Origin of the sequence: Antarctobacter sediminis (assembly GCF_019218285.1) — a bacterium.
In the GTDB taxonomy this organism is placed as follows: domain Bacteria; phylum Pseudomonadota; class Alphaproteobacteria; order Rhodobacterales; family Rhodobacteraceae; genus Antarctobacter; species Antarctobacter sediminis.
The window spans coordinates 71,128-91,817 of the sequence record NZ_JAHUZG010000002.1 but is presented as its reverse complement, the minus strand read 5'-3'; the positions used below and the strand labels follow the sequence as shown (position 1 = coordinate 91,817).

Genomic DNA, 20,690 nt, shown 5'->3' with positions numbered 1-20,690 from the left:
GACCCCGCCTTGCCGCAGGTTCGCCATGGGCGGAATCCAGCGCCCCGAAGGCCCTCTGGCACCCTCTCCGCTGGAACCCGCCGAGCGGCGTCCCCTGTTTCGGCGGCGACAGACCGAAGGGGCAGGCCATTGGCCGAGATGGCTTTCGGTTCGGGCTGTGCGGGGCCATGTCCTTCGTGCAGGCGCCGTGGCTCGGCGCACAGGAGGAAAGGACAGGCAGATGACCTACCAGACGACCGATGCGCCGAACTTGCGGCAATATGAAACCCATTACACACCCGAGGATTACCCCGAGGTGCGCCATGCGACGACGCGGCGATCCGCGACCTCGGCGCTGGGGCTGGTGGTGGCGTTGTTCATCGCCGTTGGCATGGTCGTGGTGATTGGCGTGGGCCAATCCATGACCACTGATCCGGTGAATGCCCCCGTGACGGTGAATCCCGCGGCGTCGGACGCACCGGCCCGCTGATACCGCCCGAAGGGTCTTTACCCCGGGCCCGGCCGCCGGTTCCGGGGTTTTTCGTCCCGAATACGGGGGTCGGGTGGCGTTATTCCCTACCCTGCGACAGTGCACCGCTTGCGCTATCAGTCGTGGCAGGCTTTCCATTCCCACGGGAGGAAATCATGGCCAGAGTGCTGAACATCGCAATTGCCGGTGCCGGCATGGGCGGGCTTGCCGCTGCGGCGGCCCTGCGTCAGGCGGGGCACCGTGCGACGGTCTTTGACCAGTTCGCTGCGCCAGCACCGGTGGGGTCTGGCCTTGTCATGCAGCCTGTCGGGCTAGAGGTTCTGGACCGCGTCGGGGCCTTGCCCGCTGCCATGGCCGCCGGCAACCGTATCCACCGCATGTTCGGGCACGAGGCGCAGAGCGGCCAGCCGGTGCTGGACGTGGCTTATGACGCCCCCGGCGATCCCCGTTTCGGACTGGCGATTCACCGGGCGGCACTGTTTCAGGCGCTGTACGATGCGGCGCAGGACGCCGGGGCCGAGATCGTCGCAGGTCATCGGGTGATTGGACGTCAGGACGGAACGCTGATTTTCGAACATGGCCGCGAAGGCCCGTTTGACCTGATCGTGGACGCCACCGGGGCGGGGTCTCCGCTGTCTCCCATGCATGCGCGACCGCTGGGGTACGGGGCACTTTGGGGCACGGTGAAATGGCCGGCGGGCACCGGTTTGCCGCGCAACGAACTGCGTCAGGCCTATCGTCGCGCGGATCGGATGATGGGCGTCTTGCCTGTGGGGCAGGTCCCGGATCAGGACGGGTTCCGCACCTCGATATTCTGGTCCCTGCCGTCCGACAGTTTCGACTCGTGGCACGCGGGCGGCTTGCAGGCCTGGCGGGACGAGGCCGTCGCCCTCTGGCCCGAATTTGCGCCATTTGTCGAACAGATCACTGATCCGGCCCAAATGACCATGGCGCGCTATGCCCACGGCACGTTGCGGCGTCCCTTCGAAGAGGGGCTGATCTTTATCGGTGACGCCGCCCACCGCGCCAGCCCGCAGTTGGGGCAGGGGGCCAATATGGCGTTGCTGGATGCCTGGGCATTGGCGCAGGCGCTCAAGGCGGCGCGCGATGACCTGCCGCTGGCGGCGCTGACCTACGCCCGCGCACGCCGCTGGCATGTGCGCGGCTATCAGATGATGAGCCGCCTGTTCACGCCACAATATCAGGGAGACAGCCGCAGCCTGCCGGTGCTGCGGGACAAGCTGCTGTACCCGATGTCGACATGGACGCCGATTCAGCGCATTCTGACGCGGCTTGTCTGCGGCGACCTGTTGCCGCCACTTGGCTCTCTGGAGAGCTGAGGGCAGGGGGAGGGATCAGCCGAACAGCGAACCTACGTAATAGGCGATCCCCGCGGCAAAGCCGCCGATGGCCAGCGTTTCCAGACCGGACCGCCACCACGGCGACAGCGACCAGCGGCTTTTCAGCGATCCGATGGCGAAGAAGGTCACAAGCGTCAGCACGCTGGCCACGGCAAAGCCCTGCGTCATGCCGATCAGGAAGGGCAGCAAGGGCACAAACCCGGCAACAAGGAACGCGCCAAAGGTCACCAGTGCCGCCCGCAGCGGGTGCGGGTCAACGGAACCGATGCCGTATTCGCCCTCCAGCATGGTGTCGATCCAGATCTCGTGATTGCGCGAAATCTGGTCTACGGCATCCTCCAGCGTTGCGCCGGACAGCCCCTTTTGTTCGAGGATCGCCCGCAACTCGCGCTTTTCGCCCTCGGGGTGCAGGCGGATATGCCGCTCCTCGATCATCCGCAGGCGCAGTTTATTGTCGCGTTCCGCCTTGGTGGCCGAATAGTTCCCTGCCGCCATCGAGAACCCGTCCGCCAGAACGTTGGCCAGCCCGAGCGCGACGATCACGAATGGCGACAGGCCCGCTCCCGCGACACCGGCAACGATGGCAAAGGTTGTCACCGCGCCGTCGATTGCGCCATAGACGGCATCGCCCAGATCTCCGCGTCCGGGCGGATTGGCAAGCCGCTCGGCAATCTCGGTGTCAGAGTGGCCGTGTTCGGGCAGGTCCATTCGCTATCTCCTCGGTTGTTCGCGCCGTGGGTGGCGTTTCGCGGGCCGAGGGTCAAGCGAGAGCGACTCGCAATTCCGTATCCGCCGGGCCTAGCCGTCCAAAGGGGCACCGGCCCGCGTCTGGACCCAGCGGTTGAACCAGGCCAACCCGGCCAATGACAGACCCAGCAGCAGGAAGGAAAAGACCCTTACCAGCCCGGCAAGCCCCGAGATGTCGATCAGAAAGACCTTGGCGACGGCCAGCGCGATCACCGCGACGCCGGCCCGCCGCAACAGATCGGACCGATGCGCAAGCGCGCGGTAAAACAGGCCCGCGCCCGCCAGCAACAAGGCAACGGTATAGCTGTACAACTCGCCATCCGTGATGCCGTTGGCGGAATGCATCAGGGTGCCGCCCTGCCACGCATGGCGGATGACCAACCCAGCCCAGACCAGCGCCAGCAAAACGCCAAGGCCGCCCAGTCCCACCCGCAGCCAAATCCTGAGACGGGCCAGCCGCAGCGCGCCCAGCCCCAGAAGGACCGCAGGCAGAAGGTAGGCCGGGATCAGCGTGTTCAGGACGATCACGCCATGCACGGTCTGTTCTTCGAAAACCGGGTTGCCCAAGGACAGGCCCAGCCCGATGAACCCCAGCGCTATCAGGCCAAAGCTGCCCGCCAGCATGACCCGTACCCAGCGCAACGGCCCGCCCAGCCGCAGCCGTTCCAGTTGCGCCAGCGCAGTGCAGATCCAGATCGAGGCGTAAAGGCCTATGCCCCAATGCGCCTCTTTCGGGACGTGGCCGACATAGGCTTCGATGGCGTGGAACAAGGTCAGGCTGACGGTCATGCCGCCCACCGACCACGCCGCGCTTTCCAAAAGGACGCGGGCGCGGGGGCGCGGGCGCGTCAGACCCAGCCACAGGGCGGAAAGCAGGGCGGCCAGCGTGCCGCCGTAGGTGGCCAGCATCTCCAGCACCGGGGCGCCAAAGGCCCAGTCAAGCCCCGGATCAAATACCAGTCGATACCCCAGCGCCACGATTCCGGCGGCAATGAACACGGTCATCTGCGGCAGGTCAAACCGCCGGTCAAGCGCCGCCGCGCTGACCACCACGGCGGCCAGCGCCAGCGTCAGCGCCGCCGAAGTCAGCAGCAGCGTCAGGGCAAAGGCAATGCAGGCCAGCGCCGAAACCGTGGCCAAGGCGGGCCGCAGCCGGTCCGCTTTATCGGCGCGGGCAAAGCGGGCGGCCTTGGCCACCATCAGTGCCGCCAGCGCCAGCGCATGCAGCGCCCAGGGCCAGGCCCCGATCATCATCGCCGGCTGCCAGCCGAATTCCAGCGCAAGTCCGGCCAGCGGGGCAATCAGCGCCGCCGCCCCGGCCCAGAGCGCGGGATAGCCGCCGGGTTGCAGGCTGCGCCATGCCGCCGCCAGCCCGGTCAGAACCGCGGCCAAAAGGATCAGCGTGAAATCCATCATCATCCGCTGCTCGGTCAGCTCTTGCCCGGCGATGAAACGCGCGGTCAGACTGTCTTGCATGGCGGTGTTCAGATCCGGCCCAGCGATCAGCGCCAGCAACGTCAGCACTGGCAGCGCTGCCTGATCCTGTAGGGCAGGAGCGCCCCGCGACCACAGGACCATCGCGGTGCCCAGACCCGCCGTCAGCCCGGCCGACAGGCGCCATGTCAGCGCGCTTTCCTGTGCGGTATAGGCCAGCAGAACGCAGCCCGCCAAAAGCGTCAGGCAAGACAGGATCACGGGAAAAATCGGGCGGCCCCGGTCACCGGTTTCAAAAATGGCCCCTGTCAGACAGGTTCCTTGATGATCAGGAGACAAGGCGCGCGAAGGGATCAGAAGGCTCGCCAGAACCAGCGCGACGGCATAGACCGCAAGGCTGGCCATCATGGGTTCGGACGACGGGGCCGAAAGATGCAGAAGGACCGCCGCGCCAAAGCCAAGGGCCACGGACAGCAGGCTGACCCATGCCCAGCGGCGCAAGGTGTCGATGCCAAGTCCCAGCATCGCCAGCAGGCCGAAATAGACCAGCAGCCATTCGGGATTGTCGCTTTCGCCGCCAACAAGGAAAGGCGCGGCCATGCCACCGATCAGGCCGATTGCAGCCAATAGCGGCCCGTGGCGCCAGCCCAGCACCAGACCGAACAGGGCAATGCCGAACAAGGCGGCCAGCGCCGGTCCGGGCGCAACCAGATCGTACAGAAGGCGGGCGGCGAGAATGCCCCCCATCAGCGAAACAAGCCCCGCGCCGGACAGGACCGAGGGCAGGTAGGCGCTGGCCTTGTCGGCCCCGTCGCCAAAACGTCTGCGGATGGTTTCGCCCCCGACGATCAACGCTCCGCCGAAAACCAGCGCGGCAATGACCCGTGCGCCGGGCGTCAGCAGGCCGGTTTCGACCCCGTATTGGACAAGGAAGATCCCCGCCAGCGCCAGCGAGACAGCGGCAATCGCGTAGAACCAGTTTTCCTGCAACCAGCCGAACAGCCGATCAAAGCCCGAGGGGCCTTTGGGCTGTGGCGTCGGATGTGTCGGGGTGGTCGGTTGTGGCGGTGCCGAGGGGAGGGGCGGGTCCGCCGTAACGGGCGGCGGCGCGGCATTGGCCGGTTCAACCGGGCGGATCTGTTGGGGCCGGGGTTCAACCGGCAGCGGAACAGGTCGCGGCCCGGCCCCACGTGGGGCGGGGCGTCCGTTTTGGGCGACACTGCGTTCGAGATCCTGCAACCGGCCCTGAACGGCGCGGAAATCGCGGCGCAGTCTGACCTGCGCAAAGATCAGAAAGATCACCGCGACGGGCAGCGCCAGCACGGCAAGACCCAAGAGAACGAGAAGCGCTTCCATGAAATGCCGGTCTCCGAATACTTCGAAGGCGAAGTCTAGACCGGCCCGGCCGTCAGAGACAGGTCCGGAATGCCGGACCAGCCCCGGGCCGGGGTTAACCCTTGTCCTGCATCACCAAACCGCTGAGGCTGGACCGGATGATGGTTCGGACCGAGGGCCGCTTTCCTGCGCCGAAAGGCAACGGTCGGCAGACCTCCATCGCGGCAACACCCACCCGCGCGGTCAGGGCCCCGTTGACCATACCTTCGCCAAAGCGGCGCGAAAGCTTGCCCAGCAACCCGCCGCCAAGGATCGGTTCCAGCATGTCATCGCCCACCGCCACCGCACCAGTGGCCACCAGATGCGACATCACAGCCCGGGTCAGCCGCCAACTGCCCAAGGTGCCCGACCGCCCGCCATAGATCTCGGCAATCCGCCGGATCATCCGCAGGTTGGCCGTCAGGGCGGTGATCACATCCGCCAGCGCCAGCGGCACCAGAGCTGTCACGGTGGCCACCTGTCGGGCCGCGGCCTCGACCTCGCGGCGGGCGGCGGCGTCCAGCGGGGCCAAAAGTGCCGTTTCCGCGTGATCCACAAGGCCCTTGGCATCAAAAATATCGTCCCGCTGCGCGGTCAGCCTGTCGCGGCCCCAACGCGTATCTTCGCGTCCCTTGTACAGTGCCACCAGGTCGTCAGTCAGCCTGCGCGCGCCGGCGAGGTCTTCGTCGGCCAGCACGGTTTCGGCGGCGTGGTGCAAGGCGTCGATCCGCGACAGGCGCGAAAATGCGGCCAGTTCCTTGATGACGATCATCAGGCAGACCAGCCCGAAAGCACCGAACAGCGCGGTCACCGCCCAGCCAAGTGCCGCATTGCTGGCGATCAGATCGGTCACAAAGCGCCAGGCGGCGATGGACACAAGCGTTCCTACCAAGGCCAGCAACAGACGCCAGAACCAGCGCGCCAGTGCCGAAGGTTGCCGAGCGGCCAGCGCCGCAACCGTTGTCATGGCCGCGCCTTCAGGCGGTGGCAGATGCGGTTCGGGCACCGGTGGGGCGCTGGCGGGGCTGGGGGCCTCGGTGCCTTCGTCGTCAAGGTCGATCAGGATGGGACCCTTGGGGGGCTTGCTCATGGTCAAAGGCTCCAGGAGGCTGTCTGCGGGCGGCGCCACAGGTAACGGATGTCAGGCAGACCTTCCTCGTTGTCGCCCTCGGTGCGGCCGGTTTCGCCGAACCCATGGCGCAGGTAAAACCGTTGTGCGCCTTCGTTTTGTTGAAAGGTCCAGAGTTCCAGACGCTCGGCCCGGTCCTTGGCGTCATGCAGCAGCGCGGTGCCCAGACCCTGCCCCTGTGCCCATGCGGCAACGAAAAGCGCGTGGATGAAATGGCCCTCGCGCGCAAGGAAACCCGCGGTGTCCCGTCCCAGTTCGGCCACCGTCACCCAGCCGCGGTCGATCAGAGTGCCCGCATGCGAGATGTCCTGCGCCCCGGAATGCAGGCGCGGCTTCCATGCGCGGGCATCGACGGCTTCGGTGATCATTGCGCCAAGGCGGTTGGCATCCCGTGGGTGCGCGGGGCGCAGGGTGATTTCGGCGGCTGTCACAACCGGTCACCGATCAGAAACTGCGCGGCCCGGTCCAACCGGATATGGGGCGGGCCTTCGCCCGGTTTCAGCGACAGGGGCGCGGGCGCGAAATTCATCACCGAATAGTCCTGATCCAACCACTGTTCCGCACCATCGCGGGCAGCCCCGAGCAGATGCGAGGGGTCTTCCGGCAGGGCGCCGGGGTAGAAGGCGGCCTGCTTGCCTGTCTCCAGCAAGGTGCCGCGCACACAGGGCAGATCGGCCCCGGCATGAGCGATCATCTGTTCGGTCGTGGCGCGCAGGGCAGCGATGGACATGGCCTGCGTTTCGGCCCCGGCAAAGCGTGCGCGGTCGCGCGCCTCGCGGGTCAGGGCCTCCATGATGGCGGTCAGGCGGCCATGTTGCAGGTGGTGCAGGTGATCGGCCTTGGTGGCGGCAAACAGGATCTTTTCCACCCGCTTGCCCAGCAACAGCTTGGACAGGAAAGCATTGGCACCGGGGCGGAAGGCGGTCAGGATTTCGGCCAGCGTGCGGCGCAGATCCTCCATGGCGCGGGGGCCAGCATGGATTGCGCCCAAAGCATCGACCAGAACGATCTGCCGGTCGATGCGGCTGAAATGATCGCGAAAGAAGGGTTTGACCACGCGCGACTTGTAGCTGTCGAACCGCCGCTCGAACTCGCGATACAGCGAGCGGCGCGGCGCACCCTCTACTGGCGGGAGGGGGGCGAAGGTCAGCACGGGAGAGCCTTCCAGCTCGCCGGGCAGCAGGAACCGCCCCGGCGAGCAATCCGAAAATCCGGCGGCGCGGGCGGTGTGCAGGCTGGCCGTATAGGCATCCGACAGGGCGCGCGCGCGGCTTTCGTCCAGTTCCTGACCGGCGTCCTCGGCTTTCAGCCGGTCCAGAACGGCGGGCCCCTCCGGGCGCAATTCCAGCCGCGCCAGCATGTCCTGCGACCATTCCGCATAGCTCTTGTCGAGCAGCGAGAGATCCAGCAGCCATTCGCCGGGGTAATCGACGATGTCGAGATGCAGTGTGCGCGGGCCCTGCAATCCAGACAGCAGGCCCGCGGGCCGGATCTTGAGCGACAGGCGCAATTCGGAAACGGCGCGGGTGCTGTCGGGCCAGTGCGGGCTGCGGGCGGTCAGCGCGCCAAGATGGGTTTCATAGTCGAACCGGGGCAGCGTATCGTCGGGCTGTGGTTGCAGAAAGGCCGAGAGAATGCGCTGTTCGCTTTCTGCCACCAGTTGCGGCATCCGGCCCCGATCCAGAAGGTTCGCCACCAGCGAGGTGATGAAAACGGTCTTGCCCGCGCGGGACAGGCCGGTGACCCCCAGCCGAAGAGTGGGTTCGAAGAAGGTTTCCGACAGGGCGCCGGTGACGTTTTCGACGCTGCGGGTCAGCGTGTCGGCGATGGTGCCAATGACCATGAAGTGCGGGCCTTTCCCTGCGGTTCTCTGGCAACTTAGTCATTGCGGCGGCGCGGGGCCAGAGGGGCTTCGGGGGGAAACCGGCGCAACATGCCTCTCCCTGCGCGGGACGGGCCTCCCACCCGCCCGACCCCGGCCCGCCCCGCGCAGGGACGGTTGCCCTTGGCCCGTGCCGAGGCTAGGAGGCAGATCATGCCCAGGTATGCTCTTCTCGTGGAATATGACGGTCGTCCCTTTGCCGGGTGGCAGAGACAGGCGGACCAACCTTCGGTGCAGGCGGCGATCGAGGCTGCCTTGGCACGGCTGGAACCGCGCGAACATACAATCGCGGCGGCAGGGCGGACCGACGCCGGGGTTCACGCCCGCGGGCAGGTGGCCCATTGCGACATGACAAAGGATTGGGATCCTTTCCGCCTGTCTGAGGCGCTGAACTTTCACCTCAAACCCCTGCCGGTGGCGATCCGGGATGCGGCGGCCGTTGACGATGAATGGCACGCGCGCTTTTCCGCGGTCGAGCGGCGCTACCTGTTCCGCCTGCTGATGCGGCGGGCGCCTGCGACGCTGGAGGCAGGTCAGGTCTGGCGCGTGAACCACCAACTGGATATCGCCGCCATGCAGGAGGGCGCATCATTCCTGCTTGGCCAGCACGATTTTACCACCTTTCGATCCGTCATGTGTCAGGCCAAATCTCCGGTGAAGACGATGGATGAGATCACTATCAAGCGGGTCGAAGGGCTGGCCGGAGCAGAGGTGCATTTCTACCTGCGCGCCCGGTCGTTCCTGCACAATCAGGTGCGCTCTATCGTAGGGACGCTGGAACGGGTCGGGGCCGGGACATGGGCCCCGGACGACGTTCGTGCCGCGCTGGAGGCCCGCAGCCGTGCGGCCTGTGGCCCGGTCTGCCCGCCTGACGGGCTGAGCCTGATGGGTGTCGGGTATCCCGACGACCCTTTCGCCCGGTAACGGATCAGCGCCGGAACAGAATCGGGAACCAATCTTCGCGCAGGCGTTGGCCGTCCTGCATCCCGTGCCCGGGGAAGGGAGGCGAGGTGCGCCCGGGCCGGGTGACATAGCGCGCATCATCCCCCACCAGACGCAGTGAAAAGGCACGGCGGCGTTCGGCGCGTTCGTTGCCGCGCGCGCCATGCAGGATGTCAAAGTTGAAGGCGACGGCATCGCCCGGCGCCATCGGGTATTCCAGCACCGTCATACCTTCGGCATCCGGGTCCGGCACCGGCATATAGGCGTCTTCGTCAGGGTAGAAGTTTTCCTCGGACAGCCAGCGCGTCGGCAGCACGGGCTTGTCCCATTTATGCGATCCCGCGACGCAGCGCAGGGTCGCGTCGGTCACAGGGTCTAGCGGGCTCCAGAAGCTGACGGTCTGGCGGCCCGAGACAAAATAATAGGGCGCATCCTGATGCCATGGCGTGGGTTTCGACGTGCCCGGTTCCTTGACCAGAACGTGATCGTGGAACAATTGCGCACTGTCCGATTGCATCAGGTCGGCGGCCACCTCGGCGGCGGCAGAGGTGCGGATAACCTCTTCGAACTCGGGGATCCGCTGCCAGTTGCAATAATCGTCAAAGAACCGCCCCGCTTCGCCCTCTTTGAGGTTCTCGGCCGCATAGGGACCCGGCTCTGCCATGTTGCGGTCGATCCCGGCGCGAAGCTGGTCGACCTGATCCGCCCAAAGCCCGCGGATCACGACGACACCGTCGCGCTGAAAGGCATCGATATCGGCCTGGGTCAAAAGCGGGTGTGGCATGGCGGTCCTCCTGTCGGAAGCGCAAGGAACCACGGCGGGCGCGGCACTGCAAGCGCCGAAACGGCAGCTCAGTCGTTGTCGATGTCCCCGGCACCGGCGCCTGCGTCGCGCGATGTGTCCGAGGCCGGAACATAGGTTTCCCGGGCCAGCAGGGTCAGACGGTCGACCAGTGCGGCGGGAGCCTCGATACGGGGGGGCAGCGCGCGCCGGGCGGTTTGTTGCGGATCGCTGCGCAGGGTCAGGCGGGGCAACCCTTCGTCGGTCAGGTCTACGTCCGCATGGTCGATCCCAAGCGGCAGCAGTTCTGCATAGGAAACGGCCAGTGCCTCGTCCCCCGGCTGCATGGTCAGCGTGACCTCGGGACCGACAAGTTCGACCGCGCGCAGAATGTCCTCGATCAGCAGGGGCAGCCGCAGGATCGGACTGTTGGTCGGATCGGCCAGCGCTGCGTCCAGCGCCTCGGGCGGGCCGCCGTCGGCAAGATAGCGGACTGTTGCAGCGCCGAACAGGTCCGCCTGCCGTGGCGGAAACCCGGCCCCGCGCGCGGCCTTTTGGGCAAGGCCCGCGATTTCATTGGCGGAATAGCTCATCTCGTCAGCCCCGCCAGCCACCAGTCATCGGCGCGATCCGTCCCCATATCCTCGGGCAATGGCGCACCCTGCGCCAATGCGATCCGCGTCCAGCGGTCCGATTTCGGATCAAATTTCGTCGCCCCGAAAAAAGCCAGCTTGCAGCGCAGCATGTCGATGGGCAGGCAAGTTGCGGCGATCAGGTTGTCGCGGATTTCCGCGTAGGGGTGCCGCAGCAGGCAGGCAACCCGCGCGAGGGCAAGCTCATGTTCCGGCGATTGCGCGCGAAATCCTTGCAGGTCCTCGACGCCGTCCAGCGCGCGATACAGCGCCTGCACACGGCGCGCGATGTCCAGCGGGCTTTCCCGTTCCGCCCCCGGTTCGGCAAACCGCTCGCCCAGCCGCGGTTCCAGCTTTTCTTCGGACACGTACCAAAAGCGCCCCACCTGCGCCGGATCGGCAAAATCGATGTCCAGCGCCCAGCCAAAAGCGGTTTCGATGGCCAGGCGCAGGGCCGTGGCTTCCGGGAACGGCGCGATTGGCGGGCCATCGTGGTCGGACATACCGTCTGCCAGATCGTCGACCAGATCGGCAAAGGGTTCCAACGCCAGTGCCACGCAGAGCTCTTGTGTGTCGATGGCATATTGTTCGGATTGTCGGATCAGGGTCTCTATGGGCCGATCCTGCGGAAGCTCCTCGATCAGGCCGCGAATGGCCGGCCATTCGGCGCGCAGCAGGTCGATCCTTGCCTGATGGTCCGGGGCCGGCACCTGCCATTCCGCCAGATGGGCCGCGACCCTGTCAGACAAAGCAACCAACCGGACGCGTTGATCCCGTGTGATCCGGGGCAGCGCCCGCACACGGGCCAGTGCCGTTTCGCGGGCAACGATCCAGTTGTGCAGCAGCATCGGATGCGACACGAGGAAAGGTGCCATGCCCAATCCGGTGGAGTTGCCGATCCCAAGGTGGCGTTTCAGACGTGGGTCCAAGGGCGCGCCGCCCAGATGTTCGACAAGGTCATGGGTAAAGTTGCGGATCATCCAGACCGTCAGCATCTCGGCGGCGAAAGGGCCTTGGATCCCCGGGCGATCCGCGATCAGCCCCCGGTCCGCGATGCCGAACTTGCCATTGCCGTAAACCGCGGTTGTCCGCATCAGGTAACCGACACGATTGATCAGGTCGGCGTCGGGCTGTTGCCCCGCGCGCAGACGCTCGACCACATGGGCAAACAGCCTGACCGATTTATTGGCGCGTGACAGGACGAGATCGCGTTGGGTAAAGCGCCCGGCCTCTTGTTTCGGGGCAGCGGCGCAGATGCGGGCGATTTCCTTGGGTGAAGGGATGCCATCGTAAAGCACATAGCTGCTGTCCCATGCGGTTGCGATCACCCGGTCGGTGCGCATCTCATCCGGCAGATGGGTTGAAACGGCGACAAGGCTATAGTCATGACCGCCAAGGGAAATGGTATAGACCGCGTGCCCATAACCATCCGCGCCGATGTTCCAGACCGAGCGTCGCAACTGCGCCCCTTCGGCCCCAAGCCGCCGCATCAGCACCCGCAGAAAACTCAGCCGCGTGGGAAAACCAGCCCCCATGCGGGCAAGCCGCATGACGGTGGAGGGCGGGCGCAGGTCGACCTGCGGCGGCTGCGTGGCAAGGTCCTTCATCTGTGTGACTGTGCCAAAAGGTCGGCCATCTGCATAGGGTCGATTGCCGGTCCGAAAACAGAGGGGAGTTGCGGGCTACGACATGGCGTGAAACCGTGACGCCGATTGCAGCAGGAGGAAGCCTTGGGATACCGGATTGACGAAAGCAACCTTGCGGCGGCCCTTGCGTTGCGCCATGCCCTGCATCGGATGCCGGAACTGTCCGGTGTCGAAACCGCGACGGCGGACAGGATCGCGCAGGAGATGCGGGCCTTGGGGGCCGAGGTCGTCGAGGGCCTTGGCGGGACCGGTGTCGCGGCCGCGTTCGGGCAGGGCTCTGGCGCGGGCGGCCTGATGATCCGCTGTGAACTGGACGCCCTGCCGATCATGGAAACCGGCGATCGCCCTTGGCGGTCCGAACGGCCGGGCGTTGCGCATCTCTGCGGCCATGACGGGCATATGGCGATCCTTGGCGTGGTGGCGCGGGAACTGGCCGCCCATGATCCGGGGTGCCGTGTGATCCTTTTGTTCCAACCGGCCGAGGAAACCGGCGCGGGGGCGCGCGCGGTTCTGGCAGATCCCCGTTTCGCAGCACTTGGCGCGACCATGGCGCTGTCACTGCACAACCTCCCGGGGCTGCCGCTTGGGGCAGTTGCTTTGGCGGAGGGGGCAGTCAACTGCGCCTCGCGCGGGTTGAAAATCCGGCTGACGGGGCGGACCTCGCATGCCTCGGAGCCAGAAAAGGGCCTGTCGCCCGGCGTGGCACTGGCGCGGTTGATTCCGGCGCTGGAGGCGCTGCGGCGCGATTTGCCGGTCACTGATCCAGAATTCCGACTGGCCACCGTGACCCACGCGCGGCTGGGTGAGCCGAGTTTCGGCGTGGCACCGGGCGAGGCAGAGGTCTTTGTCACCCTGCGCACGCTGCTGGATGACCAGATGGCGGCGTTGGAGTCCGAGGCGCGCGCCCTTGTGGAAGAGGTGGCCGAGGGGGTGGGCAGCGAGATCACCGTTCACGAGGCCTTTGGCCATTGCGTGAACGCGCCTGAGGCGGTTGCGGTCCTTGAGACCGCATGCGCCGCGTTGCCCCGGGCGGCAGGCCTGTTGCCGCTGCGCTTTTCCGAGGATTTCGGCCTGTTCGGCAGCGTCATGCCTGCGGCGATGCTGTTCCTTGGGGCGGGTGAGGACTGCCCGGCGCTGCACGCACCGGACTATGATTTTCCCGACGGGTTGATCGAAGTGGGCGCAGGGATCTTTCTGCGCGCGGTCACGGCCTTTGCCGGGCAGCGCGCGGAGGTTTTTGATGCGCAGCGATGAAATGCGTCCTCAGGCGGGGCCGAAACTGGCCTCGTAGAACCGCATCCAGTTGCCGCCCAGCAGACCATCTGTTTCCTCGCGCGAAAAGCCGACCTCGCGCAGTCCGTCGCGGATATTGTCCCAGTCGCGGTTGTCCCGGAACCAGTCGGGCATGGGCGGGAAACCGGGGGTCGAAGCCGAGCCTTCGCCATAGTCGATTTCCTTGGTCCAGCGCCCGACCCGCATCCATTCCACCACGCTGTCCGGCTGATCCTGACAGAGGTCGGTGCCCATCCCGAGATTTTCAGCGCCGTAGCGATCCGCCGCCTCGGCCACCATTTCGCAGAACCCGGTGAGCGAACAATTCGTGCCGCCGGCAAGGTGATGCGGGTAAAGCGAAAAGCCCAACATGCCGCCGGAGTTTGTCAAGGCGCGCAGCACCTCGTCGGACTTGTTGCGCAGCGCGGGATGCCACCAGTCGGGGTTGGCGTGGGTGATGGCGATGGGGCGGGTGGAATGGTCGATCGCCTCCAGCGTCGACCGCTCTGCCGAATGGCTCATGTCGATGACCAGCCCGACGCGGTTCATCTCCGCGACCACGGCGCGGCCCATGCGGGTCAGGCCGGTGTCTTCGTCCTCATAACAGCCGGTCGCCAGCAGCGACTGGTTGTTGTAGGTCAGCTGCATGAAGCGCACGCCTAGCTGGTGTACGATCTCGATCAGGCCGATGTCATCCTCTATGGGCGATGGGTTCTGGAAGCCAAAGAAGACGGCGGTGCGCCTGGTCTCCTGCGCCTCGCGAACGTGGCGCGCCTCTGTCCCGCGCAGGATCAGGTCGGGATAGCGTTCGAACCAGCGATTCCAGCGTTCAAGGTTCAGCACCATCTCGCGGAAGGATTCATGGTAGGCGATCGTGACATGGATCGCGTCCACCTCGCCGGCACGCAGCTGGCGAAAGATCTTTTCCGAGAAGTTGCAGTATTGCAGGTTGTCGATCAGGGGCGCTTTCATAGGGTGACGCTAGCTGGGCGCAGGGAGCCGTGCAACACGGCCGATCAAGCGGGGCTTGCCTTGCGGTGCAATTGCTGTATGAGCGCAGCCATGACGCAACGTTCCAAGAACCGACGAGCCTGAGCTCTTTTCCCGCTGGGGGCCTTCTTGCCACCCGGTTTGCGTCTTTTTCTCCTTCAAAACATGGCCTGACTTGACTTGGCATTCCTGCCTTGCAACCAATCGGGCCTCAATTCCTACGAGGACAGCGACAATGATCCCCTCCGTTCTGCCGACCTACAACCGCGCGCCCCTGCATTTCGTGAAGGGCGAAGGCTGCTGGCTGATCGAGGAGGATGGCCGCCGATTCCTGGACCTTGGCAGCGGCATCGCGGTGAACGCGCTGGGCCATGCCCATCCGAAATTGGTCGAGGTGCTGACAGAGCAGGCGAACAAGCTGTGGCATGTCTCGAACCTCTACGAGATCCCGCAACAGCAGGCGCTGGCCGACAAGCTGGTCGAGACCACCTTTGCCGACACGGTGTTCTTTACCAACTCGGGCACCGAGGCCTGCGAACTGGCCGTCAAGATGGCGCGGAAATACTGGTACGAGAAAGGACAGCCGGAAAAGACCGGCATCCTGACCTTCGAAGGCTGTTTTCACGGGCGTTCCTCGGCAGCCATCGCGGCCTCGGGGGCCGAGAAGATGGTCAAAGGCTTCGGGCCGGTTCTGGCGGGGTTCAAGACCTTGCCATGGGGCGATCACGACGCGCTGCACGCGGCGATCGACGACACCATCGGCGCGATCCTGATTGAGCCGGTTCAGGGCGAGGGCGGCATTCGCGCCCTGCCGGATCAATGCCTGAAGGGGCTCCGTGACCTTTGCGATGAAAAGGGCCTGCTGCTGATCCTTGACGAGGTGCAATGCGGCGTGGGCCGGACCGGGCGGCTGTTTGCCCACGAATGGGCCGGGGTCACACCGGACATCATGATGGCGGCCAAGGGCATCGGCGGCGGCTTTCCCCTTGGTGCCGTGCTGGCCACCGAAGACGCGGCCAGCGGCATGGTCGCGGGCACGCATGGGTCGACCTATGGCGGCAACCCGCTGGGCTGTGCCGTAGGCAAGGCGGTGCTGGATATCGTTTCGGACAACGCGTTCCTTGACGATGTGCGCGCCCGCGCCGGCCTGCTGCGCCAAAAGCTCGAAGGCCTCGTGGCCGCGCATCCGGATGTCTTCGAAAGCGTGCGGGGCACCGGCCTGATGCTGGGGCTGAAATGCAAAACGCCCAACGTGGACGTGGTCAAGGCAGGCTATGCCGCCGAGGTCATCACGGTGCCCGCGGCGGATAATATCATCCGCCTGCTGCCGCCGCTGAACATCACCGAAGACGAAATCGACGAGGCGCTGAAGCGTCTTGATGCGGCCGCGACGGCAGTCACAGCTGCCTGACGCCCGGAAAGACACCCGGGGGCAGGGGCGTTCTGCCCGGCCTCCGGCACAAAGAAGAAGAAAACTGCGATGAATCATTTTCTCGATATCCACAAGACGGACAAACAGGCACTGCGGTCCATCATCGACAACGCCAAGGTGATGAAGGAGGCCCGCGCAGGGCGTCCGCGCGGTGCGGCCGATGATGAGCTGCCGCTGGACGGGCGCATGGTTGCGCTGATCTTTGAAAAGCCCTCGACCCGGACACGGGTGAGCTTTGATGTGGGCGTGCGCCAGATGGGCGGGCAGACGATGGTGCTGTCCGGGCAGGACATGCAACTGGGGCATGGCGAAACCATTGCCGATACCGCGCGCGTGCTGTCGCGCTACGTCGATCTGATCATGATCCGGACCTTTGACGAATCCGTGCTCGAAGAAATGGCGGAATATGCCAGCGTGCCGGTCATCAACGGGCTGACGGACCGGACGCACCCCTGCCAGATCATGGCCGATGTGCAGACTTTCGAAGAGCATCGCGGCCCCATCGCGGGCAAGAAGGTGGTCTGGTGCGGCGATGGCAACAATGTCTGCGCCTCTTTCCTGCATGCCGCCGGGCAGTTCGGTTTCGACCTGACCTTTTCGGGGCCGGTGCAGCTTGACCCGGAAATGGAGTTCGTCGGCTGGGCGCGCGGGCAGGGCGCCGAGATCATGATCGAGCGTGACCCGATGAAGGCAGTCGAGGGTGCGGATCTGATTGTGGCGGATACTTGGGTGTCGATGCATGACGCGCAATCGGCGCGGGAGCGGCGTCACAACATGCTGCGGCCCTACCAGGTGAACAAACGCCTGATGGAAGCGGCCAAACCCGATGCGCTGTTCATGCACTGCCTGCCGGCGCACCGCGAAGAGGAAGTGACCTCCGAGGTGATGGACGGGCCGAATTCGGTCATCTGGGATGAGGCCGAGAACCGTCTGCACGCGCAGAAAGCCATCATGCGCTGGTGTCTGGGCGTCTGAGGGCGGGCATTCACCTGCGCCCTGACTGACGCGCCTGCGCGCGTCAGCGGCCCACCCTCCAGCCACTCCTGTGGATCAGGTGCCGCGCGGCTTGGCGCGCAGGGTGGGGTCGGCCTCTGTCGGATCTTCGGGCCAGGGGTGCTTTGGATAACGCGCGCGCATATCCTTGCGCACATCCGCGTAGGATCCGGACCAGAAGCCCGGCAGGTCCATCGTGGTCTGGACCGGGCGTTGCGCGGGCGACAACAGCGTCACCCTAAGCGGCGTCTTGCCCACCAGCGGATGGGTTTTCTGGCCGAACATCTCTTGCAGGCGAAGGCTGATCTCCGGGTGATCGCCGGAATAGTCGATGGGGATCTGGCGCCCCAGCGGCGTGGTGAAATGCGCGGGCACCGCGGTATCCAGCGCCTGCATCTGGTTCCAGTCCAGCCGGGCGCGTAGGGCGGGCAGCAGGTCGAACCGTTTCCAGTCGGCGGCGGTTTTCACGCCATTGAGATAGGGCAGCAGCCAGACCTCGATCCCGTCCAGCAGCGCCTCGGCGGACATGTCGGGCAGGTCCTGACCCGCGTCGCGGGCCAGATCAACACGTGCCACAAAGCGGCGCGCCGCGTCGGACAGGGTGATCCCCAGATCGCGGACGCCATCCAGCATGGCGCGGGCGACGACATCCCCGGGAACCTCTTTCCAGATGCGGTCATCCAGCGCGATAGCGCCCAGCCTTTCCTGCTGCCGGGCCACCACGCGACGGTCGCGGCGGGACCATTCGCAGACATCGTGCCAGTTGATCTGGTCCGCAAAGAGATGGCGCAACTCGGCAAGTGAAATGGCCAGCGCCTGACGGATCTTCGCTTCGCGCGGGTTGCCGTCGGTATCGGTGACGACGATCAGGCGTTCCCCCGCAAGTGGATCGTGATCCTGCATCACCGCGCCTTTGCCGCCGGAAAGCTGATAGCGCGCCGCGTCGCCTTTGCGGCGCAGGCCGATCCGGTCGGGATAGGCTTGGGCGGCCAATTCCGCTGGGGTGAATTTTGTTTGCTTTAAAGGCTGTTGCGAGGAATTTCTCGCGTTCTGTGCCAGGCGTTTTGCCTCTGTCCGGATCCTTTCAAGGGCCGCTCGGTTAATCTGCGCGCTATTTCGTTCGGAAAATCGGCGCGGATCGGCCAGAGCATCAAGCCTGAGGAGCAGATCCGTGGGCGCCCCTGTGAGTGGATCGCGATCAGACAAGAGCGCGGCGAGATTGGCGGCATTTGGCCCGGAAATTGTCAGCATATGTGAAAGGCGTGGGTGCAGCGGAGCCTTGGAAAGCGCCCGCCCGTGCGCTGTAATCCGGTTTTCGCGATCCAATGCACCCAACATCCGCAAAAGCGCCTGTGCCTCGGCAAAAGCGCCTTCGGGCGGCGGCGTCAGGAAGGGAAGTTGCACGGGATCGGCCCCCCAAAGCGCCAGTTCGAGCGCAAGGGAAGACAGGTCGGCGGATTCGATTTCCGCGGGCGGATAAGGGCTTAGCGCCCCTTCCTCACCTTTCGTCCAAAGTCTGAAGGCAACCCCCGGGGCCACCCGTCCGGCACGCCCCGCGCGCTGAGTGGCCTCGGCGCGGGTGACACGTTCTGTCACAAGCCGGGACATCCCCGAACCGGGATCGAACCGGGCGCGGCGCGCCTTGCCGCCGTCCACGACAACGCGAATATCCTCGATGGTGAGCGAGGTTTCGGCGATGGAGGTGGCCAGAACCAGCTTGCGACCCGCGCTTTCCGGCCGGATCGCGGCACGCTGGGCGCTTAGGTCCATGGCGCCGAACAGGGGCCGCAGGTGGGTGTCGGCGGGCAGTTTGGGCCGCAGCAGGGCCTCGGTCCTGCGGATCTCTCCTTCGCCGGGCAGAAAGGCGAGGATGCCGCCTTGGGTTTGGTCGTGCGCGTTGAGGATCAACTGGGCCATGCTGTCTTCGAACCGTTGGCGTTTGGGCAACGGTTGATCTAGCCAGCGTGTCTCGACCGGAAAGGCGCGACCTTCAGAGGTGACGACGGGCGCGTGCATGAGGTCGGCGACCGGCCCCGCATCCAGTGTCGCGGACATGGCGAGCAACAGCAGATCGTCCCGCAGGGCCCCGGCGATCTCAAGACAAAGCGCAAGCCCCAGATCGGCATTCAGCGAGCGTTCGTGGAATTCGTCGAAAAGCACCGCGCCCACGCCGGTCAGTTCCGGGTCGGACTGGATCATGCGGGTCAGAATGCCCTCGGTGACAACCTCGATCCGGGTTTGTTTCGAAACCTTCGAGTCGCCGCGAATTCGGTAGCCCACGGTCTGCCCCGGCTCTTCTCCGAGTTGTTCGGCCAAACGCTGTGCCGCGGCCCGCGCCGCAAGGCGGCGGGGTTCCAGCATCACGATGCGGCCAGCGGTCAGGCCGGCATCCAAAAGGGCCAGCGGCACGCGGGTGGTCTTGCCCGCACCGGGGGGCGCTTGCAGAACGGCACGCCCCTTGGCGCGCAGAGCAGAGATCAGTTCCGGAAGGGCGTCGTCAATTGGCAGATGCATGTGGGGCCTTATGCGCAATGCAACCGAGCTTGGAAAGGTCGCCTGCGCCATGTGACGCAAGCTGTCGGTCTGGACTTTTGCGCGGGGGCGCGGGATGAAAGCGGCCATGGATATCGAAGATCTCAGAACCCGCATTCTGGCGGGCGAACGGCGGGCGCTGGCCCGCGCGATCACGCTGGTGGAAAGCGGTCGTGCGGATCACCGTGCGCAGGCCTTGACGCTGCTGGAACGGTTGAAGGGGCACGGGCGGCAAGCGCTGCGCATCGGGCTGTCCGGAACGCCGGGAGTGGGCAAGTCCACCTTTATCGAGAGCTTTGGCATGATGCTGACGGCGCAGGGCCTCAAGGTGGCGGTTCTGGCGGTCGATCCGTCCTCGGCCCGGTCGGGCGGGTCAATCCTTGGCGACAAGACACGGATGGAGCGGCTGTCGCGGGACCGCAATGCCTTTATCCGTCCGTCGCCTTCGCAATCGCAGTTGGGTGGTGTGGCGCGCAGAACGCGTGAGGCCATCGACCTTTGCGAGGCGGCGGGCTTTGACGTGGTGCTGGTGGAAACCGTGGGGGTCGGCCAGTCCGAAACCATGGTGGCCGAAATGACCGACTTGTTCCTGCTGTTGCTGGCCCCGGCGGGCGGCGACGAATTGCAAGGCGTCAAGCGCGGCATCATGGAAATGGCCGACATCCTGCTGATCAACAAGGCCGACGGCGACCTGAAGACAACCGCAATCCGGACCTGTGCGGATTATGCCGGGGCGTTGCGCCTGCTGCGCAAGCGGCCCCAGGATCCCGAAGGCTTCCCTAAGGCGATGACGGTTTCGGCATTGGAAGAGGCCGGGCTGGCAAAAGCGTGGGACGAAATGACGGCGCTGTCTGATTGGCGCCGGTCCAACGGACATCTGGATGCGCGCCGCGCAGCGCAGGCACGCTATTGGTTCGAGGCAGAGGTGCGCGAGCGCCTGTTGGCACGATTGGCGCGCGAACCTGCCCGCGGGGCGATGCTGTCGCTGGCCGGACAGGTGGAGGACGGTGCCCTGACCCCGTCCGCTGCCGCCGAAGAGTTCCTGCGCGATCACCTGCAAATGAGCTGATCGGG

General features: G+C 65.6%; 17 protein-coding genes. 7 read left to right on the top strand and 10 right to left on the bottom strand.

Annotation, left to right across the window (positions count from 1 at the left end; genetic code table 11):
• Positions 1 to 220 precede the first annotated feature (220 nt).
• Both KJP30_RS08115 and KJP30_RS08110 read left to right on the top strand, forming a co-directional pair.
• Positions 221 to 469, top strand: a complete 249-nt coding sequence (locus tag KJP30_RS08115; protein WP_218448541.1) for a hypothetical protein — start codon at positions 221 to 223, stop codon at positions 467 to 469.
• 155 nt (positions 470 to 624) lie between these two features.
• The gene (locus KJP30_RS08110; protein WP_218448540.1) at positions 625 to 1,809 is read left to right on the top strand and encodes an FAD-dependent oxidoreductase; all 1,185 of its coding nucleotides are present in this window, start codon (positions 625 to 627) and stop codon (positions 1,807 to 1,809) included.
• A 15-nt stretch (positions 1,810 to 1,824) separates the two neighbouring features.
• Here the strand turns inward: KJP30_RS08110 and KJP30_RS08105 are convergent, their stop codons facing one another.
• From KJP30_RS08105 to KJP30_RS08085, 5 genes are all read right to left on the bottom strand, one after another.
• Positions 1,825 to 2,532, bottom strand: coding sequence for a VIT1/CCC1 transporter family protein (locus tag KJP30_RS08105; RefSeq protein WP_224874236.1), 708 nt, complete (start codon positions 2,530 to 2,532; stop codon positions 1,825 to 1,827).
• Between the two features lie 96 nt (positions 2,533 to 2,628).
• A complete protein-coding gene (locus tag KJP30_RS08100) occupies positions 2,629 to 5,367 on the bottom strand; it encodes a DUF2339 domain-containing protein (RefSeq protein ID WP_218448538.1) in 2,739 nt (912 codons plus the stop codon).
• 94 nt (positions 5,368 to 5,461) lie between these two features.
• Entirely contained in the window at positions 5,462 to 6,475 is a 1,014-nt protein-coding gene (locus tag KJP30_RS08095; protein WP_218448537.1) for a YcjF family protein, read from the bottom strand.
• A gap of 2 nt (positions 6,476 to 6,477) precedes the next feature.
• Complete coding sequence (locus KJP30_RS08090) at positions 6,478 to 6,945, bottom strand: GNAT family N-acetyltransferase (protein ID WP_343222754.1); 468 nt, start codon at positions 6,943 to 6,945, stop codon at positions 6,478 to 6,480.
• Positions 6,942 to 8,357, bottom strand: coding sequence for a YcjX family GTP-binding protein (locus KJP30_RS08085; RefSeq protein WP_218448536.1), 1,416 nt, complete (start codon positions 8,355 to 8,357; stop codon positions 6,942 to 6,944). Before KJP30_RS08085 ends, KJP30_RS08090 begins: the two co-directional genes overlap by 4 nt.
• Positions 8,358 to 8,549: 192 nt before the next feature.
• On the opposite strand from KJP30_RS08085, the gene truA reads away from it, so the two are divergent.
• Entirely contained in the window at positions 8,550 to 9,320 is a 771-nt protein-coding gene (gene truA, locus KJP30_RS08080; RefSeq protein WP_218448535.1) for a tRNA pseudouridine(38-40) synthase TruA, read from the top strand.
• Between the two features lie 4 nt (positions 9,321 to 9,324).
• On the opposite strand, the gene KJP30_RS08075 is transcribed toward truA, so the two are convergent.
• The 3 genes from KJP30_RS08075 to KJP30_RS08065 form a co-directional block, all read right to left on the bottom strand.
• The gene (locus KJP30_RS08075; protein WP_218448534.1) at positions 9,325 to 10,122 is read right to left on the bottom strand and encodes a phytanoyl-CoA dioxygenase family protein; all 798 of its coding nucleotides are present in this window, start codon (positions 10,120 to 10,122) and stop codon (positions 9,325 to 9,327) included.
• Between the two features lie 68 nt (positions 10,123 to 10,190).
• Positions 10,191 to 10,712 (bottom strand): hypothetical protein, encoded by a 522-nt coding sequence (locus KJP30_RS08070; protein WP_218448533.1) that lies wholly within the window; start codon positions 10,710 to 10,712, stop codon positions 10,191 to 10,193.
• Complete coding sequence (locus KJP30_RS08065; RefSeq protein ID WP_218448532.1) at positions 10,709 to 12,358, bottom strand: hypothetical protein; 1,650 nt, start codon at positions 12,356 to 12,358, stop codon at positions 10,709 to 10,711. Before KJP30_RS08065 ends, KJP30_RS08070 begins: the two co-directional genes overlap by 4 nt.
• A gap of 123 nt (positions 12,359 to 12,481) precedes the next feature.
• Between KJP30_RS08065 and KJP30_RS08060 the strand changes: the two genes are divergently transcribed.
• Positions 12,482 to 13,651, top strand: a complete 1,170-nt coding sequence (locus KJP30_RS08060; protein WP_218448531.1) for an amidohydrolase — start codon at positions 12,482 to 12,484, stop codon at positions 13,649 to 13,651.
• A 9-nt stretch (positions 13,652 to 13,660) separates the two neighbouring features.
• On the opposite strand, the gene KJP30_RS08055 is transcribed toward KJP30_RS08060, so the two are convergent.
• Positions 13,661 to 14,641, bottom strand: a complete 981-nt coding sequence (locus KJP30_RS08055; RefSeq protein ID WP_218448530.1) for a membrane dipeptidase — start codon at positions 14,639 to 14,641, stop codon at positions 13,661 to 13,663.
• 253 nt (positions 14,642 to 14,894) lie between these two features.
• Between KJP30_RS08055 and KJP30_RS08050 the strand changes: the two genes are divergently transcribed.
• Together KJP30_RS08050 and argF are read left to right on the top strand one after the other, a co-directional pair.
• The gene (locus KJP30_RS08050) at positions 14,895 to 16,070 is read left to right on the top strand and encodes an aspartate aminotransferase family protein (RefSeq protein WP_218448529.1); all 1,176 of its coding nucleotides are present in this window, start codon (positions 14,895 to 14,897) and stop codon (positions 16,068 to 16,070) included.
• A 69-nt stretch (positions 16,071 to 16,139) separates the two neighbouring features.
• On the top strand, positions 16,140 to 17,066 hold the full coding sequence (gene argF / locus KJP30_RS08045; protein WP_218448528.1) for an ornithine carbamoyltransferase: 927 nt from the start codon (positions 16,140 to 16,142) through the stop codon (positions 17,064 to 17,066).
• A 75-nt stretch (positions 17,067 to 17,141) separates the two neighbouring features.
• On the opposite strand, the gene hrpB is transcribed toward argF, so the two are convergent.
• Positions 17,142 to 19,598, bottom strand: coding sequence for an ATP-dependent helicase HrpB (gene hrpB, locus KJP30_RS08040; RefSeq protein ID WP_218448527.1), 2,457 nt, complete (start codon positions 19,596 to 19,598; stop codon positions 17,142 to 17,144).
• Positions 19,599 to 19,704: 106 nt separating this feature from the next.
• Here hrpB and meaB point away from each other — a divergent pair, with 106 nt between their 5' ends.
• A complete protein-coding gene (meaB, locus tag KJP30_RS08035; protein WP_218448526.1) occupies positions 19,705 to 20,685 on the top strand; it encodes a methylmalonyl Co-A mutase-associated GTPase MeaB in 981 nt (326 codons plus the stop codon).
• The last annotated feature ends 5 nt before the right edge of the window (positions 20,686 to 20,690 follow it).